Raw genomic sequence first — 19963 nt, 5'->3', positions numbered from 1 at the left:
CCGTGCGCTTTAGGCCTTTGATTTTACGCATGTCTTTGTCCCGAAACCGGTTCCCACTTTCGGGAGACTTGCTTTAGCTCCGCGCCGAGTTCTTGCCGGTCAGGATGCGCTCCCAGGCCAGCGCATCTTTGACGATCTGGTCGAGATCGTCGCGCTGCGGCGTCCAGCCGAATTCCTTGCGGGCAAGGTCGGAATTGGCGACCACCGCGGCGGCGTCGCCCGGCCGGCGGTCGCCCATGCGGACGTCGAAATCATGGCCGAAGGCGCGTCGCACGCTGTCGATCACTTCGAGCACCGAATAGCCATGGCTGTAGCCGCAATTGGCGACAAGGCTCTCGCCGCCGTCGCGCAGCCGCTGCAGCGCCAGCCGGTGCGCCGCCGCCAGATCGCTGACATGGATATAGTCGCGGATGCAGGTGCCGTCCGGTGTCGGATAGTCCTTGCCGAAGACCTGCATGAAGGGCCGCTTGCCAAGCGCGGTCTCGCAGGCGACCTTGATCAGATGCGTGGCGCCGGGCGTCGATTGTCCGGTGCGGCCCCTGGGATCGGCGCCGGCGACGTTGAAATAGCGCAGCGCCGTGTAGCGGATGTCGTGCGCGATCGCCGCATCGCGCAGCATCCACTCGCTCATCAGCTTGGAGAGGCCGTATGGCGATTCCGGCGCCAGCCGCGCGTCCTCGCGCACCGGCTCCAGCCCGGCGCCGCCGTAGACCGCTGCGGTGGAGGAGAAGATGAAATGCGGCACGCCCTCGCGTACCGCGGTTTCGATCAGCGTGCGCGTCTTGCAGGTGTTGTTCTCATAGTAGCCGAGCGGATCGGAGACCGATTCCGGCACGACGATCGAGCCGGCGAAATGGATGATGGCGTCGACCTTGTTTTCCCGGATGATCCGGCCGACCAACTCGCGGTCGGCGACGTCGCCGACGACGAGCTTCGCCTCGGGCGCCACCGCCCATTCGAAGCCGGTGGAAAGCCGGTCGAGCACGACGACGCTTTCGCCGGCATCGAGAAGCTCCCAGACCATGTGGCTGCCGATATAACCGGCACCGCCCGTCACCAAAACCGTCATCATCTACCTCGCTGATCAAGATTTATCGGAAACTGTATCAACAGCCGCCGTTCTGGAAACCCCGCCGCAAGCCCGTTAAGCGCATGTCGTTCCCCCAAAGGCGCTGTGCACTTTTGGGCGATATGCATACGCCTCCCTATAATGTTAAGTCCGTAACAGTTCCTCCCGTCCGAGGCATCGTACTGAAACAAAGCTGCTTCAAACAGCCGGGAATAGGCCACGATCCGGCATCGTTAGGAACAGGCCCGGGGCGTGGCATTTTGACCGGTGGGGCGCGGTGGACGCGGCATAGGCCAATGACTATGATCCGCGCAAAATTTGGGAAGCCGACATGAATTACCAGCGGTTCTTCGAAGACGCGATCGACCAGCTCCATGCCGAGCGGCGCTACCGCGTTTTCGCCGACCTCGAGCGCATCGTGGGCAAGTTTCCGCGCGCCATCTGGCGCTCCAACGGCCGCGCCCAGGAAATCACCGTCTGGTGCTCCAACGACTATCTCGGCATGGGCCAGAATCCGGATGTCATCGCCGCCTTCCAGACCGCGGCAGCAAAGATGGGCTCGGGCGCCGGCGGCACCCGCAACATCTCCGGCACGTCCAACCCGCTGGTCGAGCTCGAGCATGAGCTGGCCGACCTGCACGACAAGGAAGCAGCCCTGGTCTTCACCTCCGGCTTCGTCTCCAACGAGGCCTCGATCTCGACCATCGCCAAGCTTTTGCCCAACTGCCTGATCATCTCGGACGAGTTGAACCACGCCTCGATGATCGAGGGCGTGCGCCGCTCGGGCGCCGAAAAGAAGATCTTCCGCCACAACGACGTCGCGCATCTGGAAAGCCTACTGCAGGCCGCCGGCCGCGAGCGCGCCAAGCTGATCGTCTTCGAAAGCGTCTATTCGATGGACGGCGACATCGCGCCGATCAGGCAGATCGTCGAGCTCGCCGAGCGCTACAACGCCATGACCTATATCGACGAGGTCCATGCGGTCGGCATGTACGGACCACGCGGCGGAGGCATCACCGAGCGGGAGGGTCTGGCCGACCGTATCGACATCATCGAGGGCACTTTAGCCAAGGCCTTCGGGACGCTCGGCGGCTACATCGCCGGCACGAGCGCCGTCATCGACGCCGTGCGCTCCTACGCGCCTGGCTTCATCTTCACCACCGCGCTGCCGCCGGCGATCGCGGCGGCCGCTACCACTTCGATCCGGCATCTCAAGCGCTCGCAGGCCGAGCGCGACGCGCAGCAGCGGCAGGCAGCCAGGACCAAGGAAGTACTCGCCGCCGCCGGCCTGCCGGTGATGGAATCGGCCACCCATATCGTGCCGGTGCTGGTCGGCGATCCCGAACTTTGCAAGATGGCGAGCGACCGCCTGCTCGGCGTCCACGGCATCTACATCCAGCCGATCAACTACCCGACGGTGCCGCGCGGCACCGAGCGGCTGCGCATCACGCCGACGCCGTTTCATTCCGACGCGCTGATCGCGGAACTCCAGGACGCGCTGGTCGAGACCTGGGATGCGCTCGGCATTCCCTATGGTGCCGCTGGGCGCCCGGCTGTCGCCAAGAGCGACCGGATCATTCCGCTGCTGGTGCCCAAGTCAGGCGGCTGAGCCAACACCGGCCGCCTATCGACTCCTTTGGTGGGACCCACAGTCTAAATCAATGTCTGCTTCTCTGCGGCCTCGATGCTTGCCGATGGGCGTTGAAGCTGGGCGGGTGTTGAAGCTGGGCGCCTTGAAATTCGATGAAACCTCGAGTTGCGAAGATGATAATTCTCGCGCCTGCTCCTAGCATTATTCCACCGAAAAACATTCTAAATTGGTAGATGAAACTTATTCCGGACAACTCAAAACCAAATGCCACAAGGACAATCCCAACAGCGAATGCTAGAGCAAATTTACTAAATATCAAGCTAACAATAGCGCTAGTATTTATTCCATAACTGGTCATTTTCGACCTCTCTTACGGCCACTGGGCAATCCTATATTTACACCATATGCCCCAAGTCCCGCGCCAAAGAGTGTTTGAGCCATGTCAGGTGCCATATGGACGCTGGCCAAGAAATCCGGCGCAAAAAGCTCGCTTCCACCTAAGCCAGCTAAAAGCAAGGGAAGGCAACCTCGAACGATCCGTCCCGAAGTATCGAGAAAAAGGTCGATCTTCTCCTGCGGAGTCATCTTCCGCTCCACGGCTTCTTTTCGCCGTGCGTTTTGATCTTCTCCAGAGTCTTCTGTATTCGCGCCCTTCGGCAACCCACATCCCCCGGTAGCACATCGTCAACAGTCTAACGCATGCTCACTGGATTATAAAGATGTTACTCATATTGTAGTAGACTGATTGAAAAGGCACGCCGTTTGCAAGCATTTCAGCAACGCTGGCGATCCGCGCCAACAGGCCGTCTGCTATCGACCCTTCATCCATTTCGCCAGTCGATTTGCCGCTTCCTCGAGCTGGTCGAGGCGACGGTGGAAGCATAGCCTGAGGAAGGCCTCGCCGCCGGGGCCGAAGGCCGTTCCGGGCGCCAGGCCGACATTGGCGTTGTCGACGATATCGAAGGCGGCGGCGCGGGAATCGGTGATGCCGTCGACGGTGAAGAACAAGTAGAACGCACCTTGCGGCACCGTGAAGCGCGCCTTGCCGGTGGCACCCAGGATGTCGCAGACGAGGTCGCGCGCGGCGTGTGCCCGCTCGACCTGCTCCACGATAAATCCGTCGCCCTCGTCGAGGGCGGCGACGGCGCCGCGCTGCATGAACTGCGCGACGCCCGAGGTCGAATACTGGATCAGGTTCTCGAACACCTGCTGCAAGGCGGGATGGGTCTTGATCCAGCCGACGCGCCAGCCGGTCATCGCCCAGTTCTTGGAGAAGCTGTTGACGAACAGGATGCGGTCCTCGTCCGTGGCGATGTCGAGGAAGGACGGCGCACGGCCATGGCCATAGTGGAACAGCGCATAGATTTCGTCGGCGATGATCCAAAGGTTTCTCGCGCGGGCAAGGTCGAGGATCGCTTGAAGAGTCTCCTTGTCGGCGGTCCAGCCGGTCGGGTTCGACGGGGTATTGATGAACAGCGCCTTCGTCCGCGGCGTGATGGCGGAGGCGATCTTGTCGACATCGCAGGACCAGCCATTGCCGGACTGCTCGAGCGTGACCGCAACCGGGACGCCGCCGGCAACACCGGCGGCGGCAGCGAAATTCGGCCAGGCCGGCGAGAGGTAGATCACCTCGTCGCCGCTGCCTGCGATCGCATCGATGGCGAGCTGGATGGCATGCATGCCTGAGGCGGTGACGATGAACTCTTCCTCGGCGAAGCTCTTGCCGAAATGCCTGTAGTAGTAGCGGGCGAGCGCCTGTCTCAGCTCCGGAATACCCTTCTGCCAGGTGTAGAAGGTCTCGCCATTGGCGAGCCCGCGGGCGGCGGCATCGCTGATGAAGGAGGGCGTCGGCAGGTCGCCCTCGCCGGCCCAGAGCGGGATCAGGCCTTCGCGCAACCGGCCGTGTTTGACGACGGCGACAATGCCGCTTTCGGGCGCGGCGCGAGCTTCCGCGCGCAATGTCTGGATCAGGGTCATGCAAGAATCCATCCGGTTTTCCACGACTGCTAACGTCTTTTACGACAGCCGCAAACAGAAAACCCCGGCCGTGAGCAGCCGGGGTTTTGGTCCAGCGTGTCTACCTGCGGACTACTTCTTGGCGAGCAGGTCGCGGATTTCGGTCAGAAGTTGGACATCGGCCGGCGGCGCCGCTGCAGCGGCGGCGGGCTTCTCGCGCTCCAGCCGCTTGCGCAGGTTGTTCACCATCTTGACCATGAGGAAGATGATGAAGGCAAGGATCAGGAAGTTCAGCACGACGGTAATGAAGCTGCCGTAGGCGAAGACCGCGCCCTCTTTCTTGGCGTCGGCCAGCGCGGCCGAGTGGACGTTCGAGGACAGGCCAAAAAAGTAGTTGTTGAAGTCCAGCCCGCCGAAGATCGCGCCAACGATCGGCATGATGATGTCGTTGACCAGCGAATCGACGATCTTGCCGAAGGCCGCGCCGATGATGACGCCGACGGCCAGGTCCATCACGTTGCCCCTGGAGATGAATTCCTGGAATTCTTTCAGCATTCGACCCTCCTTGCCATGACAGGCCGTGCCGCCGCCCCGGCTCTCCGGCGCCGACCCAAATCCACCATAACAAAAACCCCCGGTTGCAAAATCGGAAAAAGGGTCAAGCCACCGGTTTGTGCTGTGCCGTCAGGCACATATGCGCCGAAAGCCGCGATGGACTTGGGCTCCAAGCTGTGATTGCGTCTTAATGCCCAAGTGAGGAACCGGTCAGGGAGGAAGGTCGAACCGTGCAAGGCTGGTTCGTCGTCATCATCGCGATCGCCTATGTGACGCTGCTTTTCGCCATCGCCAGCGTCGGCGACCGGCGCTCGGCGGCCGCCGGGCCCGGCCGGGCGCGGCCCTTCATCTATGCGCTCAGCCTCGCCATCTACTGCACCTCCTGGACCTTCTTCGGCTCGGTCGGGCTCTCTTCCGAACGCAGTCTTGAATTCCTCGGCATCTACACCGGCCCGGTGCTGGTCTTCGTGTTCGGCTTCCCGCTGCTCAACCGCATCGTGCGACTGGCCAAGAGCGAGAAGATCACCTCGATCGCCGACTTTCTCGGCGCCCGCTACGGCAAGAGTTTTGTGGTCGCGGCGATCGCCACGCTGATCGCGACGATCGGCGCCGTGCCCTATATCGCGCTGCAGCTGAAGGCGATTTCGGGCTCGGTCAGCCTGATGATCGAGCACTACACCGGCTCGCCGCCCTCCTTCGACCCATTCGTCAGCGACATCTCGCTGGTGGTCGCGATGCTGCTGGCTTTGTTTGCGGTGCTGTTCGGCACGCGTCACGCCGACGCCACCGAGCACCAGGACGGGCTTGTGCTGGCTGTCGCGGTCGAAACCGTGGTCAAGCTCGCCGCGTTCCTTGCCATAGGTCTTATGGTGACCTTCCTGATCTTCGGCGGCCCCGGCGACATGCTGGCGACGCTCGCCGCAAATGACCAGGTACGCCAGGCCATGGGCTACAACACTTCTTTGGCCACCTGGCTGGTGCTGACGACCTTGAGCGGCTTTGCCATCCTGATGCTGCCGCGCCAGTTCTACGTCACCGTCGTCGAAAACCGCAGCGAGGCCGAGCTGCGCACCGCGACCTGGGTGTTTCCGCTCTACCTCGTGGCGATCAACCTGTTCGTGCTGCCGATCGCCTTTGCCGGCCTGTCGCTGGTCGGCACAAAGACCAGCAGCGACCTTTACGTGCTGTCGCTGCCGCTGTTCAGCGGCCACGACGTGCTCGCCATGGCCGCCTTCATCGGCGGCCTGTCGGCGGCGACCGCCATGGTCATCGTCGAGAGCGTCGCGCTGTCGATCATGATCTCCAACGACCTGGTCATCCCGCTGTTCGTGCGCCGGCTGCTCAAGACCACGTCTTCGCAGAACGAGGACTGGTCGACGCTGATCCTGAACGTCAGGCGGGCGTCGATCTTCATCATGCTGTTCATCGCCTTCCTCTACTATCGCGAGAGCACCAACAGCGCGCGGCTGTCCTCGATCGGGTTGATGTCGTTTGCCGCGATCGCGCAATTCGCGCCGGCGCTGATCGGTGGCCTGATCTGGCGCCGCGCCAATGGCCGGGGTGCGGCGCTCGGCATGGTCGCCGGCATTCTGGTGTGGGGCTATACGCTGCTGCTGCCCTCGCTCGTGGCTCCCGAGACCGATATCGTCGTCCACGGCCTGTTCGGCTTCGAGGCGCTCAGGCCGCAGGCGCTGTTCGGCACCGTGGGCGAGCCGCTGAACCACGGCGTGCTGTGGAGCCTGTCGATCAACACGTTGTTCTTCGTGCTGGGATCGCTGTCCCGCGCGTCCGTGCCGCTGGAGCGCATTCAGGCGGCGATCTTCGTGCCGCGCGAAGCCAGCCCGATGCCGAGCCTGCGGCGCTTCCGCACCGCCGTCACCGTCAACGACCTCAAGGACACGATTTCCCGCTATCTCGGCGTCGAGCGCACCGAGCGTTCCTTCCAGTCCTTCGAGAAGAACGCGAACGTCTCCCTGCACGGCAAGGAACAGGCCAGCATGGACGTCATCCGCTTCTCGGAGCAATTGCTGGCAAGCGCCGTCGGCTCGTCCTCGGCGCGGCTGATTCTGTCGCTGCTCTTCCGCCGCAACGACCGCGACTCCAAGGATGCCTTCCGGCTGCTCGACGACGCCACCGAGGCGCTGCAGCACAACCGCGACCTGTTGCAGATAGCGCTCGACCAGATGGAGCAGGGCATCACCGTGTTCGACCGGGATTTCCGGCTGATCTGCTGGAACCGGCAATACCGGGCGCTGTTCGACCTGCCGGACGAGATGGGCCAGGTCGGGGTGTCGCTCGACCAGATCCTGCGCCACCTCGCCGAGCGCGGCGACATTCCCGCCGACCAGCGCGTGACGATGCTCAACCGGCTGACCAGCTTCGTCAGTCCCTGGCAGATGGAGCTCAAGACCAGCGGCCGGATCCTGGAGCTGCGCTCCAACCCGATGCCGGACGGCGGCATCGTCGCCACCTATGCCGACATTTCCGGCCGCGTCGAGCAGGACCTGGCGCTGAAGCGGGCGAACGAATCGCTGGAGCAGCGGGTCAGGACCCGCACCATCGAACTGACCCGCGTCAACGAGGAGCTGGCGCAGGCGCAGATGCTGGCCGAGGAAGCCAACCTCAGCAAGACGCGCTTCCTCGCCGCCGCCGGCCACGACATCCTGCAGCCGCTCAATGCCGCCCGGCTCTATTGCTCGTCGCTGATCGAGAAGGCCGGCAAGGGACCGGCCGGCAAGGCCGCGGTCAACATCGAATCCTCGCTGGAGTCGGTCGAGACCATCCTCGGCGCGGTGCTCGACATCTCACGGCTCGACGCCGGGGCGCTGAAGCCGGAGGACACCGCCTTCAGCCTCGGCGGGCTGCTCAGCCAGATCGGCAACGATTTTCGCCCGCTCGCCGCCGAGAAGAAACTCGACCTGAAAATCATGCCGTCGTCGCTCGGGGTCATGACCGACCGCAACCTGTTGCGCCGGCTGATCCAGAACCTCGTCTCCAATGCGATCAAATACACGCGCGAGGGCCGCATCCTGGTCGGCGTCAGAAAGCGCGGCGAGCTGGCGGAAATTCAGGTGATCGACACCGGCATCGGCATTGCCGGCGACAAGCTCAACACCGTGTTCCACGAATTCACCCGGCTGGACGAAGGCGTGCGCGAGGCCGAGGGCCTCGGTCTCGGCCTTTCCATCGTCGACCGTATCGCGCGGGTGCTGCGGCTTGAAATCCGCATCTTCTCCAACCCCGGCAAGGGCACGCGCTTTTCCGTCATCCTGCCGGCTGCGGCGGTCGCGACGCCGCCGCGAGAGGTCGCGAAGGCGCCGACACGCCCGGCATCCTCGCTTGCCGGGCTCAACGTGCTCTGCATCGACAATGACGCGCGCATCCTCGACGGCATGCGGCTGCTGCTCGAGGGCTGGGGCTGCAGCGTCGAGACGGCGTCGGGATCGGGAGACCTCATGCGGCCCGGCGCTGCAAGGCCGGATGTCGTGCTTGCCGACTACCATCTCGACGGCAGCACCGGGCTCGACGCGATCCACAGGCTGCGCGCCGCTTACGGCCAGGACCTGCCTTGCGTGTTGGTCACCGCCGACCGCTCCAGCGAGGTGCGCGCGGCGGCAAGTCGGCTCGACATTCCAGTGGTCAACAAGCCGCTGAAGCCGGCCGTGCTGCGCTCGATGATGGCGCGCGTCAGGGCGCTGGCGCCGGCGGCGGAGTGACGTCGAGGCTAGCTGTTCCGTCTGCTTCAGCCCGGGCGCGCCCTTTGTTTTGATGCATGTCGTTTCCCCAAAACCGCTGCGCACTTTTGGGCGACATGCGTTAGGCTTCCGAGATAGGCGCAGAACATATCGGCGAGCGCGTCGGCATAGGCCTCGATCTCCTCCGATGTTCGCGGGCTCGCCGAGAAATCCTGCCCCACTGTGCTGAGCGTCGTCAGGATGAGCTCGCCGGCCATGGCGCGCACGGCTTGCGAGGCCTCCGGCAACGCCTCCCGCATGAACGTCTCGGCCGTGCGCTCCGCCGAAGCCTTTGCCTCCCGCGCCTCGGGCGCATCGCGATAGAGGGGCGCTGCGTCGTTCAGCGCGACGCGCACCGCTGCCTCCTCGCATTCGGAGCGGATGAAGGCGTGGACCAGGATGCGCAGCCGTTCGAGCGGCGGTTTCTCGGCGTCCTCGAGGATGCCGCATAAAAGGTCGGTCGTCTGCCGCCATTCATCGCTCTGCAGCCGGAACAGCAGCGCCGCCTTGTTCGGGAAATATTGGTAGAGCGAGCCGACGCTGACGCCGGCCTTCTCGGCCACGCGCGTGGTGGTGAAACGCTGCGCGCCTTCGCTCGCCAAAACCTGAGTAGCTGCCTGCAGAATCGCCGCGACGAGCTCCGTCGCGCGTGCCTGTTTGGGCTGTTTTCGGGTGGAAATTGAAAGGCTTGGGCGTTGGACCATGGACGCGCTCGGGAATGCGAATTGGAAACCTGAAGGATTATTCGTATTTTCGAGACGACACAAGAACGCAACTGACCGGAGCCCACCATGACCATCCTGACCGGAACCCCGCTCGCGCCTCTGCTCGCCCGCCTCTTCAAGGAAGCCGCCGCGGCGACCAGCCCGGCGGTGGCCCGGTACTCGGGCGAGGAACGGGCGCGCCTGCTCGGCAGCAAGACAGAGTATCGCGAATTCTACGGCAGCCTGAAGGATCTCTGGCTCGCGGTTTCGCCTGAGACCGGCACGCTGCTCTACATGCTGGCGCGCAGCACCGGCGCGCGCATCATGGTCGAGTTCGGCACCTCTTTCGGCATCTCGACGCTCTACCTTGCCGCAGCACTCAGGGACAATGGCGGCGGCCGCCTCATCACCACGGAATTCGAACCCTCGAAGGTGACGCGGGCCAAGGCCAATCTGACGGAAGGCGGCCTTATCGACCTGGTGGAGATCCGCGAGGGCGATGCGCTGGAGACGCTGAGCCGGGACCTGCCCGACCGAATAGACCTTCTGCTGCTCGACGGCGCCAAGGCGCTCTATCCGGAGATTCTCAGCCTGGTCGAGAGCCGGCTGAGACCCGGCGCGCTGGTCATCGCCGACAATGCCGACTTCTCGCCCGACTATCTGGAGCGGGTGCGCTCGCCGGCGGGAGGCTACATGTCGACGCCGTTCGGCGACGACGTGGAACTCTCGATGCGGCTCGGCTGAACAAGCCCGGCACAAGCAGACCAACAACTCACGCTGCTCTTCGAGCGGCCGTAGGCGTTCACGTCAGCCAACGCGCCATCCCGGCCTTCGGGCCTTTGACGCGTAGGTGACATCATGACCATTTTATCCTCCTGGCGCGAGCTGCCGCGCCCGGCGCTGCTCGGCCTCTTCCTGTTCTTCTGCGCCGGCTTCGCCGACGGCGCGCTGGTGCCTTTCTTTCCGCTGTGGGCAAGCAGCGAAGCGGGCATTCCCATCGGCGCGATCGGCCTGCTGTTCGGCTGCTATGCCGGCGGCGAATTGATCGCGGCGCCGCTGATCGGCGGTATTGCCGATCGGGTCGGCCGGCGGCCGGTGCTAATTGTCTCGTCGCTCGGCGTCGGGTGCGGCTTCGTCGCGCTCTTCTTCGTCCACGGCGTCGCCGCAACCGCAATCGTGCTCATTTTGACCGGCATGTGCGAGTCTGTGCTCCATCCGACCATCCTTACCGCGATTGCCGACGTGACGGCGCCTTCAGCGCATCCGCGCTGGTTCAGCATGGCGCGCGTCAGCTCGAGCGCGGGGCAGATCCTCGGACCGGCCTGCGGCGCCCTGCTCGCGCTGATATCGCTCAGCAGCGTGTTCCTCGCCGCCGGCGGCATGCTCCTCCTGGGCGGCGTCGTGATGCTGGCTGCGCTTGGCGAGACGATCGGCAGCGGACACGCCGCCAACGATCAGGGCGAGGAGGAAGAAGAGGAAGGCCTGTCGGCGCTGTTGCCGGCCTTTCGCGACGGCCGCCTGGTGAAACTGCTCAGCTGGGTCGTGCTGTTCGAGATCTCCGGCAATTGGATCGAGGCCGTCATCCCGCTCTATGCGCAGGACGCCGGCACGCTTTCGCCATCCGGCATCGGCACTTTGTTTGCCTATGCGGCAGCACTTACGGTCGGCCTGCAGATGCTGGTGAGCCGCCTTGCCGAGGCGCGGTCAGCACTTTGGCTGACCGCCGGCGCCGGCCTCTCGACCATTGCAGCCTTTGCCCTGCTCGCGGCCTCGCCGGCGATGCTGTCGCTGATTGCCGCGGTGAGCCTCTGCTCGGTGGCGCAGATGCTGGTCGGGCCGCTCGTGCCGACCGCCGTCAACGCGCTTGCGCCGCCGGCGCGGCGGGCCTCCTACATGGCGGCTTCGTCGGTGGCTGTCGATCTCAAGGATTCGCTCGGCCCCTCGATCGGCACCGCGCTCTATGCGTTGGCGCCGCATCTGCCCTGGATCGCCGGCATTCCGCTGGTGGCGGTCGCCTCGCTTGGGTTGGGCGTCGCGATCGGACGAGCGCGGCATTCTTCGAGTGCGGCCCTTTCCGAGGCGAGCCCCGCTGCGGGGGCTGCCAGGCTGGAGAAATCCGCGACCTGGTCCTCGAGACCGGCAATGGAGGAGCAGTCCTGAAGCACAAGGGGCGGCGATCAGGCGACCGGCTGCAGCGGGTCGCCGCCGATCTTGGAAAGCAGGATGACCGCCTGGGTGCGGCTGTCGACGCCGAGCTTTTGCAATATGGCGGAGACATGCGCCTTGATGGTGGCCTCGGAAACGCCGAGCTCATAGGCGATCTGCTTGTTGAGCAGGCCTTCGGCCAGCATGCCGAGCACGCGCGTCTGCTGCGGCGTCAGCGCCTGCAGGCGCTTGATCAGGTCCGAGATTTCCGGGTCGCGCTCGACGCCGAGCTCGATGCCGGCCGGCGCCGCAATGTCGCCGGCAAGCACGGCCTGCACGGCGCTGCGTATCTCCTCCATGCTTGCCGATTTGGAGATGAAGCCGGACGCGCCGAGATCGAGCGCGCGGCGGATGGTGACTGGATCGTCATGCGCCGACACCACCACCAGCGGCACCGAGGAATGGATGCCGCGCAGAGAGATCAAGCCGGACAGGCCGCTGGCGCCCGGCATCGAGAGGTCGAGCAGCACCATGTCGATGTCCTCATTGGCAAGGACAAGCGCCTTGGCGCCTTCGAAATCGCCGGCCTCGTAGATGGCGGCGACGTCGCCGAGGCCGGCGAGCGCCTCCTTCAGCGCGCCACGAAACAGCGGATGGTCGTCGGCAATGACGAAGGTGTGGCCCGACGGCAAATATTCCTCCCCGGATCCCATCGCTGATTTATGCTTCTTGCGGGATCGGAATGATTATGCGGCGGCGCGGCCTGTTTTCAAGCGGCAAAGGCCGCGCGCGGTTTTTTCCCCAGAGCAGTTCAATTTTTGAGAGCTCAGGTCTTTTGCGGGCTGGGCTTGGCGCCGCCGTCGCCTTCTTCCTTGTCCATGTCCTTGACGATGTTCATGAAGCTGCGGAAGAAGCGCTCCATGTAGCTCATCGTCTTGTTGAAATCCTCCTCGCTCGGCAGTTGGGACTCCAGCCGGGCGGAAGGCGAATTCTCGAGCTTGGCGACGCGCTCGTCGAGCGCCTTCACCGAGCTCTGCAGACGATCGATCTCGTCCTGGAAGGCGGCGCGCTCGTCGGCGGCCATCTTGCAGACGAGCTGGCCGGAATGCTCCTCGCAGATCGACATGGCGCCGGTCTGGGTGTCCATGCGGACATAGCCGTTGGCGGACTTTTCGAGCCGGTAGCGGTCGGTCTCCTCGGAATAGGCCGATGCGGCGACCAGCGAGCAAAGCGCTGCTGGGATCAGGATGTGCTGCAGACGCATGTTGTTTATCCTCCATGAGCCGTTGAGCCAACAATATCGCAGGTTTGCGCCTGAAATGGGGAAGAGCGCAGTTTGGTCCTGCAGCAGGTTCTTACCGGAAAACCGCGTCACACTTTTCCGGAACCTGCTTGCCCCCTTTCCCCTATGGTTCGTTCGGACTATAGCGCAACAATGTCTCAGATTATCTACAAGATCGCGCCTGAAGCCATGTGGCGCGAGGCCGAGAAGAATGGCACCTTCACCGGAGCGCCGATCGATATCGCCGACGGCTTCATCCATTTCTCCACCGGGAGCCAAGTGCGCGAGACGGCGGCCAGGCATTTCGCCGGGCAGACGGGTCTGCTTCTGATCGCGATCGACGAAGCAAAGCTGGGCGATGCGCTGAAATACGAGGTGTCGCGCGGCGGCGCCTTGTTCCCGCATCTCTACGCTCCGCTTGACCTTGATGCGGTCGTCTCGGTGTGGCCGCTGCCGCTCGGCGCGGACGGATCGCATCGATTTCCGAAACTGGAGGGCGAATGAGCGTGCTCGACCGGATCGGCCAAAGACTGCTTTTCTCATTCGATCCGGAAACCGCGCATGGGATGTCGATCGCGGCGCTGCGCTGCGGCCTGCCGGTCGCCTCGCCTGCCCCGCGAGACGCGCGGCTCAAGGTCAACCTTTGCGGGCTCGACTTCCCGAACCCGCTCGGCATGGCGGCCGGCTACGACAAGAATGCCGAGGTGCCGGATGCGCTGCTCCGGTTGGGTTTCGGCTTCGCCGAGGTCGGCACCATCACGCCGCTGCCGCAGCCTGGCAACCCGAAGCCGCGCATATTCCGGTTGACCGCGGACGAAGCCGTGATCAATCGGCTCGGCTTCAACAATGAAGGGCACGCAGCCGCCGAAAAACGGCTGGCGGCGCGCAAGGGGCACTCAGGCATCGTCGGCGTCAACATCGGCGCCAACAAGGACAGCGCCGACCGCATCCGCGACTATGAGCGCGGCGTCGCCCGCTTCTCAGCCTATGCCAGCTATCTCACCGTCAACATCTCCTCGCCCAACACGCCTGGCCTGCGCAACATGCAGGCGCGCGAGCAGCTCGGCGAGCTCTTGACGCGCGTGATGGCGGCGCGAGCTGCGGCTTCGGCACAGCCGCCCGTCTTCCTCAAAATCGCGCCGGACCTCGTCGAGGCCGAGCTGGAAGATATCGCCGCCGAGGTCGCCGAGAAAAAGATCGACGGCGTCATCGTTTCCAACACGACGCTGTCGCGGGTCGGGTTGCGGAGCGCAAGCTTGGCGGGCGAAACCGGCGGACTGTCGGGCAAGCCGCTGTTCGAGCGCTCGACCGCGGTGCTGGCGAAAATGCGCAAGCTGGTGGGCCCGGAAATGGCGATCATCGGTGTCGGCGGCGTCGACTCAGCGGAAACCGCGCTGGAGAAAATCCGCGCCGGCGCCGATCTCGTCCAGCTCTACACCGGCATGATCTATGCCGGTCCGGCGCTGCCTGGGCGCATCGTTGCCGGCATGGCACGCTTCGCGGATCGGGAGCGGCTGAGCTCAATCCGCGAGCTGCGCGACGCCGGCCTTGATAGCTGGGCGTCAAGGCCGATCTGAGACGTACAGCGTTCCAGATCGCGTCTCATTTCAGCTAGCTGTATGGGGATGTGGGTTCGGCAAGGCACCGCGAACCGGATCGACAAGGGAAGACCATGACCGATGTTTTGAATTCCGTCGTCGACGCAATCGGAGGAACACCGCTTGTCCGGCTCGACAGGCTGACGGAACAGGCCGGCGTCAAGGGCACGATCTTAGCCAAGCTGGAGTATCTGAATCCGGGCTTTTCCAAAAAGGATCGCGCAGCGCTCGGCATAATCGAGGAAGCGGAACGCACAAGGGCGATCAAGCCGGGACAAACGGTGGTCGAGCTTACGTCCGGGAACATGGGCACGGGCCTTGCGATCATTTGCGCGGTCAAGGGCTACCCATTCGTCGCGGTGATGTCGAAAGGCAACTCGGAGGAGCGCGCGCGGATGATGCGCGCCCTGGGTGCAGAAGTGATCCTTGTGGACCAGTTGCCCGGGTCGGTGCCGGGGCAAGTGTCTGGCGGTGATCTGGCGCTCGTGGACCAGAGGGCAAACGCCGTTACCGAAGAGCGCGGCGCATTCCGTGCGGATCAATTCAATCGAGAAGGAAACTGGCTTGCGCATTACCGCAAGACAGGCCCGGAAATATGGGACGCGGCGGGCGGGACCGTCGACGCGTTTGTGGATTTCATCGGCTCAGGCGGGACTTACGCGGGTATTACGAAGGCGCTCAAGGAGCGCAATCCGCGGATCAAGTGTTTTGTCGTCGAGCCCCAAGGCGCCGCTGCCGCGGCTGGCGAGACAATCACGCAAGCCGAACATCCGATTCAGGGCGGCGGATATGCGATGCCCGATCTGGCTTTCCTGAAGAGCGTTCCGGTCGACGGATACCTTCAGGTTTCGGGCGACGAGGCACGACAAACCACCCGACTGCTTGCGCGGAGCGAGGGTATTTTCGCAGGCTTCTCGTCCGGCGCGAACGTGGCCGCCGCACTGCACCTCCTTTCGGGCGAGGAAGCAGGGAAAACCATTGCCGTCGTGATTTGTGATTCCGGCCTGAAATACCTCTCGACCGACCTTTGGAGCTGAGGGGCGGCTGACCGCGCGGCCCTTAGATGCCGCCTAAAACGCCGTCCGCACCCTGAGCCGCAGCACCGTGAGCAGGCTCAATCCGCGCACCAGCAGGAAGACATGCAGTGATGCCCAAAGGCCGTTGTTTCCGAAGGCCGGCGCCAGCGTGATGAGCGCGGCGGAAAAGGCCAGGAAAGACACAAGCATCATGTTGCGCATGTCTCGCGACCACGTCGCGCCGATGAAGACGCCGTCCATCTGGAAGGCGAGCACGCCGCTTAGCGCCGTGAAGGCGGCCCAGGGCAGGTAGGTGTCGGCGGCCTGGCGCACATCCGCCGAGGTCGTCACCAGCGCCACCAGATTGGCGCCGGCCGTGAGCAGCACCAGGGTCGCAGCACCGGCGAGGCCAAAACCCCAGATCAGCGTCAGCCGCACGGCCTGGCGGAAGGGCGTTGCCGCATGCGCGCCGATGGCGCGGCCGGCAAGCTGCTCGGCGGCGGTGGCGAAGCCGTCGAGGAAATAGCCGGCGATGAGGAAGAAGTTCATCAGCACGGCGTTGGCGGCGAGCGTCACCGTGCCGAACTGCGCGCCCTGCCTGGTGAACAGCGCGAAGGCAGCAAGCAGCGAGAAGGAACGGATCATGATGTCGCGGTTGAGCGACAGCATGCGCCGGTAGGCCGGCAGGTCGAGGATACGCCGGCACGACGGCCGCTCGAGCTTGCGAAAGCGGCTCAGCACGATGGCAAGGCCGAGCAGCATCGCCAGGAACTCGCCGGTGACGGTCGCCCAGGCGACGCCGGCGACGCCCCAGCCGAGCTCGAGGCCGAGCAGGAAACAGAGCGCGATGTTGATGCCGTTGAGCACGGCCTGCAGCATCAGCCCGAGCCCGCCTTCGCCGCGGCCCAGGACGTAGCCCAATATGGCGTAGTTGACGAGCGAGAAGGGCGCGGCAAGAAGCCTGATGCGGATATAGACCGACATCGCCGCGCTGACGCGCGGCTCGGCGCCCATGAACCACTGACCGGCAACTGCAAAGAGCGGCGCGAGTGCTGCGAGCACCACGCCGGCGACGACCGCGATCAGCACGGCGCGCCAGAGCACGGCCTGTTCCTCCAGCGGATCGCCGCGCCCGAAAGCCTGGGCGACGAGGCCGGTGGTGCCGGAACGCAGGAAGTTGAAGGTGGTGAAGACGACGTCGAACACCAGCGATCCCGCCGCCAGGCCGCCGAGCAGGGCGGCGTCGCCGAACTGTCCGACCACCGCCGTGTCGACGATGCCGAGCAGCGGCGTCGTCAGATAGGCAAGCGTCATCGGCACGGCGATCGCCAGCACCGAGCGGTTGGTGACGATGAAGGATCTGGCGTTGGCCCGGGTCGCATCCAAAGGGACTGCTGCCTTGCTGCTTGATCGAACCGCCGATGTGCCCCAGTTTGCCGCTGCCGCGCAATCGCCAACCCGTGGCGGCCAACCGAATTCCCAGGCTGGTGCAGAAACACTGGTGCAGAAAGACTGGCGCAGGCCGCCCCCATCATGCCTTTGCAAATCGTCCACCATCCCGACTATGACGCCGGCTTTGCCGTCAACCATCGCTTTCCAATGAGCAAATATCCGCTGCTTATGGAGGCCTTGCGCGCCCGCGGGCTGGCCATGCCGGAAGCGCTTTCGATGCCGGAACCGGCGCCGGCGAAGTGGCTGAAGCTCGCGCATGCGGCCGACTATGTCGACCAGGTGCTCGCATGCGAGGTGCCCGAAAAGATCGAGCGCGAGATCGGTTTCCCGGTCGGCCGGCGCGTGTCGCTGAGGGCACAGCTTGCCACCGCGGGCACGGTGCTGGCGGCGCGGCTGGCGCTGAAACACGGCATTGCCTGCAACGCCGCCGGCGGCAGCCATCATGCCAGGCACGCGCAGGGAGCGGGCTTCTGCACCTTCAACGATGTGGCGGTCGCTTCGCTGGCGCTGCTTGCCGAGCGCGCAGTCGAAAACGTCCTGATCGTCGATCTCGACGTGCATCAGGGCGACGGCACGGCGGATATTTTGAAGGATGAACCGCACGCATTCACCTTCTCCATGCACGGCGATCGCAACTACCCGGCGCGCAAGATCGCCTCCGATCTCGATATCGCCCTGCCCGACGGCACCGGCGATGCCGCCTATCTCGACCGGCTCCGCGCCATCCTGCCGGAACTATCGGAAGGCAGGCGCTGGGACATCGTCTTCTACAATGCCGGCGTCGACGTCCATGCCGAGGACCGGCTTGGCAGGCTGGCGCTTTCGGATGACGGCCTGCGCGCCCGCGACGAGATGGTGATCGCCCATTTCAGGGCCCGCGGCATTCCGCTGTGCGGCGTCATCGGCGGCGGCTATTCGACCGACGTGCCGGCGCTTGCCGCGCGCCACGCCATCCTGTTCGAGGCGGCGGCTCGCTATGCGTGACGCGTCGAGGCTACTTCCTGTAGCTGGCGATCCTGAGCAGGATGAAGGCCGGGACGACGATCGCCGCGCCGAGCAGGATATAGCCCAGGAAGCGGTCGACGGCGTGGAAGCCAAGATTCCACAAATCGACGAAGAACTGGCGGATGCCATAGAGCACATCCATCGGGCTCCAGCCGAAGGCGTGCATGACGAGGCCGACGAGGAAGGAAACCACCAGCAGCTTCACGAGCACCCTGAGTGGCGTATCGCCGAGGAAGCGTGTCAGTGCGGACAAGGCCGTTCTCCGGTTCGAGCTGCCCGATTCGGCAGCATGGCCCCAGAAATACGCATTCGGTTCCCCAGCATCAAGCCGTGCAGCTGGTGATCTGCGTTGTTGCAAGTGCTTAATTTTGCGTAAACAGAAACACAGCAAATTGCTGAAAATAAACAGAAAAATCTTCACTTTGCCGGTCCGCGCAATGTGCGTGCAATTTTCGCCTGCCAGTTAAAGCAGGTCTTTCGAGCAGTGTGGAGCGACGGAAGTTTGGACCGCAAGGCAGCGCCTTCGCGGACGGGACTTTTATTGCCCGCGAAAGACTCAAGGAGCCGGAGCAGCCACCCAAGGACCGCTCCACGGTCAAATCCGCGCACGGTCCGCCCTGCGCATGCGTGTCTGGAGTATGCAAATGTCTTCTCGAACCAAGATTGCCCTGGCGGCGGGCCTCGCTGTGTGTCTCGGCGGGGCGGCGATGGCCGCCGATCTCGCGCCTGCCTACAACGATCAGCCCGCCTTCCAATGGAGCGGCGCCTATGTCGGCGTGCATGGCGGGACCGCCTTCACCAAAATGCCCAATCCGTTCGCCGGCAGGAATGGCTGGAGCGGCGGCGTGCAGGCCGGCTACAACATACAGACAGGGCCGGCGGTGTTCGGCGCCGAGCTCGAAGGCTCCTATCTCGGCGGCGCCGAACACAATGTCGAGGGCGGCAAGATCAAGGAGAAGTGGCGCGCCGCCGCCAAGGCCAAGGCAGGCCTTTCCTTCGACCAGACGCTCGTTTTCGGCACCGCCGGCGTGGCGGTGACCACATTCGGCAAGGGCGATGGCGTGCGCGACGCCGACAGCCGCAAGCTCGGCTACCTGGTCGGCGCCGGCGTCGAACAGGCGTTCGCGGGCGGCCTCTCCGCCAAGATCGAATACGACTATATCCGCACCCCCAATGTGGAAACGAGATCGGCCTTCGGCACAGCGAAGACCGGTATAGGCAGCCAGGAGCTGAAGGCCGGTATCAACTACCGCTTCTAGCTCGGGGCGTGCCGGAGAGCAGTTTTCCGTGGCGGCTGCCCCGCCGATCTCCACCACGGGAGACTGCCTTTCTCCTTCCGCCTGGCAAGCCGCCACGTAATGTCGAGGCAATTTTCGCGGCCTAGCTCAAACGCGCTTCCCCACGACAGGAATCCAAACATGTCCATGACAGCCACAAGCCCTGGATGGGCTTCGAAAGCCTTGTTCGCGGCAGCATTGCTGGCAATGTCCGCATGCGCTTCCGACATCATGAAGAACTATATCGGACAGCCGGTGGAGTCCGTCGTCCTCGACTACGGGCCGCCGACTGCCGTCGTTGATCTCGGATCGGGCGAGCGCGCCTATCAATGGCGCAAGATATCCACCAACGTGGTTTCCGGCACGTCGAGCGGCGAAGTGCATCAAACCAAGCACGGCACCGAATATGAGTTGACCGAGACACCCGGCTATGTCGAACGCCAGGAGTGTTTCTACACCTTTTACGCCCGCGCATCGGGCGGCCGGTGGTTCATCACCAACTTCCGCAAGCCGAAGCTGGAGTGTGAATAGGATGGAGCGGTTCTGGGGTTGTGGGTGACGCCGAAACCCGGGATATGA

General features: G+C 64.1%; 18 protein-coding genes. 10 read left to right on the top strand and 8 right to left on the bottom strand.

Going from position 1 to position 19963, the window contains the following annotated elements:
* Positions 1 to 73 precede the first annotated feature (73 nt).
* Positions 74 to 1069 (bottom strand): UDP-glucose 4-epimerase GalE, encoded by a 996-nt coding sequence (gene galE / locus AC4FWB_RS15450; RefSeq protein ID WP_491027217.1) that lies wholly within the window; start codon positions 1067 to 1069, stop codon positions 74 to 76.
* A 331-nt stretch (positions 1070 to 1400) separates the two neighbouring features.
* Here galE and hemA point away from each other — a divergent pair, with 331 nt between their 5' ends.
* Complete coding sequence (hemA, locus tag AC4FWB_RS15445; RefSeq protein WP_491027027.1) at positions 1401 to 2678, top strand: 5-aminolevulinate synthase; 1278 nt, start codon at positions 1401 to 1403, stop codon at positions 2676 to 2678.
* A 792-nt stretch (positions 2679 to 3470) separates the two neighbouring features.
* Here hemA and AC4FWB_RS15440 read toward each other — a convergent pair.
* Positions 3471 to 4637, bottom strand: a complete 1167-nt coding sequence (locus AC4FWB_RS15440; RefSeq protein ID WP_491027026.1) for a pyridoxal phosphate-dependent aminotransferase — start codon at positions 4635 to 4637, stop codon at positions 3471 to 3473.
* A 111-nt stretch (positions 4638 to 4748) separates the two neighbouring features.
* The gene (gene mscL, locus AC4FWB_RS15435; RefSeq protein ID WP_491027025.1) at positions 4749 to 5171 is read right to left on the bottom strand and encodes a large conductance mechanosensitive channel protein MscL; all 423 of its coding nucleotides are present in this window, start codon (positions 5169 to 5171) and stop codon (positions 4749 to 4751) included.
* A 230-nt stretch (positions 5172 to 5401) separates the two neighbouring features.
* Here mscL and AC4FWB_RS15430 point away from each other — a divergent pair, with 230 nt between their 5' ends.
* Positions 5402 to 8887, top strand: a complete 3486-nt coding sequence (locus AC4FWB_RS15430; RefSeq protein WP_491027024.1) for a PAS domain-containing hybrid sensor histidine kinase/response regulator — start codon at positions 5402 to 5404, stop codon at positions 8885 to 8887.
* Between the two features lie 26 nt (positions 8888 to 8913).
* Here the strand turns inward: AC4FWB_RS15430 and AC4FWB_RS15425 are convergent, their stop codons facing one another.
* Complete coding sequence (locus tag AC4FWB_RS15425; protein ID WP_491027023.1) at positions 8914 to 9609, bottom strand: TetR/AcrR family transcriptional regulator; 696 nt, start codon at positions 9607 to 9609, stop codon at positions 8914 to 8916.
* Between the two features lie 87 nt (positions 9610 to 9696).
* Here AC4FWB_RS15425 and AC4FWB_RS15420 point away from each other — a divergent pair, with 87 nt between their 5' ends.
* Together AC4FWB_RS15420 and AC4FWB_RS15415 are read left to right on the top strand one after the other, a co-directional pair.
* Positions 9697 to 10353 (top strand): O-methyltransferase, encoded by a 657-nt coding sequence (locus tag AC4FWB_RS15420; RefSeq protein ID WP_491027022.1) that lies wholly within the window; start codon positions 9697 to 9699, stop codon positions 10351 to 10353.
* 114 nt (positions 10354 to 10467) lie between these two features.
* Entirely contained in the window at positions 10468 to 11769 is a 1302-nt protein-coding gene (locus AC4FWB_RS15415) for an MDR family MFS transporter (protein WP_491027020.1), read from the top strand.
* Between the two features lie 17 nt (positions 11770 to 11786).
* Here AC4FWB_RS15415 and AC4FWB_RS15410 read toward each other — a convergent pair whose 3' ends face one another.
* Positions 11787 to 12446 carry a response regulator transcription factor gene (locus AC4FWB_RS15410; RefSeq protein WP_491027019.1) on the bottom strand — a complete coding sequence of 220 codons (660 nt, stop codon included), beginning with the start codon at positions 12444 to 12446 and terminating at the stop codon, positions 11787 to 11789.
* Between the two features lie 134 nt (positions 12447 to 12580).
* A complete protein-coding gene (locus tag AC4FWB_RS15405) occupies positions 12581 to 13018 on the bottom strand; it encodes a hypothetical protein (protein WP_491027018.1) in 438 nt (145 codons plus the stop codon).
* Positions 13019 to 13189: 171 nt separating this feature from the next.
* Here AC4FWB_RS15405 and AC4FWB_RS15400 point away from each other — a divergent pair, with 171 nt between their 5' ends.
* The 3 genes from AC4FWB_RS15400 to AC4FWB_RS15390 all read left to right on the top strand — a co-directional run bounded on the left by AC4FWB_RS15400 (position 13190) and on the right by AC4FWB_RS15390 (position 15671).
* The gene (locus AC4FWB_RS15400; protein WP_491027017.1) at positions 13190 to 13540 is read left to right on the top strand and encodes a DUF952 domain-containing protein; all 351 of its coding nucleotides are present in this window, start codon (positions 13190 to 13192) and stop codon (positions 13538 to 13540) included.
* Entirely contained in the window at positions 13537 to 14613 is a 1077-nt protein-coding gene (locus AC4FWB_RS15395; RefSeq protein ID WP_491027016.1) for a quinone-dependent dihydroorotate dehydrogenase, read from the top strand. Before AC4FWB_RS15400 ends, AC4FWB_RS15395 begins: the two co-directional genes overlap by 4 nt.
* Positions 14614 to 14708: 95 nt before the next feature.
* Entirely contained in the window at positions 14709 to 15671 is a 963-nt protein-coding gene (locus AC4FWB_RS15390) for a PLP-dependent cysteine synthase family protein (RefSeq protein WP_491027015.1), read from the top strand.
* A 33-nt stretch (positions 15672 to 15704) separates the two neighbouring features.
* Here AC4FWB_RS15390 and AC4FWB_RS15385 read toward each other — a convergent pair whose 3' ends face one another.
* Positions 15705 to 17036, bottom strand: a complete 1332-nt coding sequence (locus AC4FWB_RS15385; protein ID WP_491027013.1) for an MATE family efflux transporter — start codon at positions 17034 to 17036, stop codon at positions 15705 to 15707.
* 147 nt (positions 17037 to 17183) lie between these two features.
* Here AC4FWB_RS15385 and AC4FWB_RS15380 point away from each other — a divergent pair, with 147 nt between their 5' ends.
* Positions 17184 to 18086 (top strand): histone deacetylase family protein, encoded by a 903-nt coding sequence (locus AC4FWB_RS15380; protein ID WP_491027012.1) that lies wholly within the window; start codon positions 17184 to 17186, stop codon positions 18084 to 18086.
* 10 nt (positions 18087 to 18096) lie between these two features.
* Here AC4FWB_RS15380 and AC4FWB_RS15375 read toward each other — a convergent pair whose 3' ends face one another.
* Positions 18097 to 18360: a DUF6460 domain-containing protein gene (locus AC4FWB_RS15375; RefSeq protein WP_059185080.1), complete on the bottom strand. Its 264-nt coding sequence runs from the start codon at positions 18358 to 18360 to the stop codon at positions 18097 to 18099.
* Between the two features lie 391 nt (positions 18361 to 18751).
* On the opposite strand from AC4FWB_RS15375, the gene AC4FWB_RS15370 reads away from it, so the two are divergent.
* Positions 18752 to 19366: an outer membrane protein gene (locus tag AC4FWB_RS15370; protein WP_491027011.1), complete on the top strand. Its 615-nt coding sequence runs from the start codon at positions 18752 to 18754 to the stop codon at positions 19364 to 19366.
* A gap of 159 nt (positions 19367 to 19525) precedes the next feature.
* Complete coding sequence (locus AC4FWB_RS15365; RefSeq protein WP_491027010.1) at positions 19526 to 19915, top strand: hypothetical protein; 390 nt, start codon at positions 19526 to 19528, stop codon at positions 19913 to 19915.
* The last annotated feature ends 48 nt before the right edge of the window (positions 19916 to 19963 follow it).

Source organism: Mesorhizobium sp. LEGMi-168a, assembly GCF_058312955.1.
This window is presented reverse-complemented; position numbering and strand designations above follow the sequence as displayed.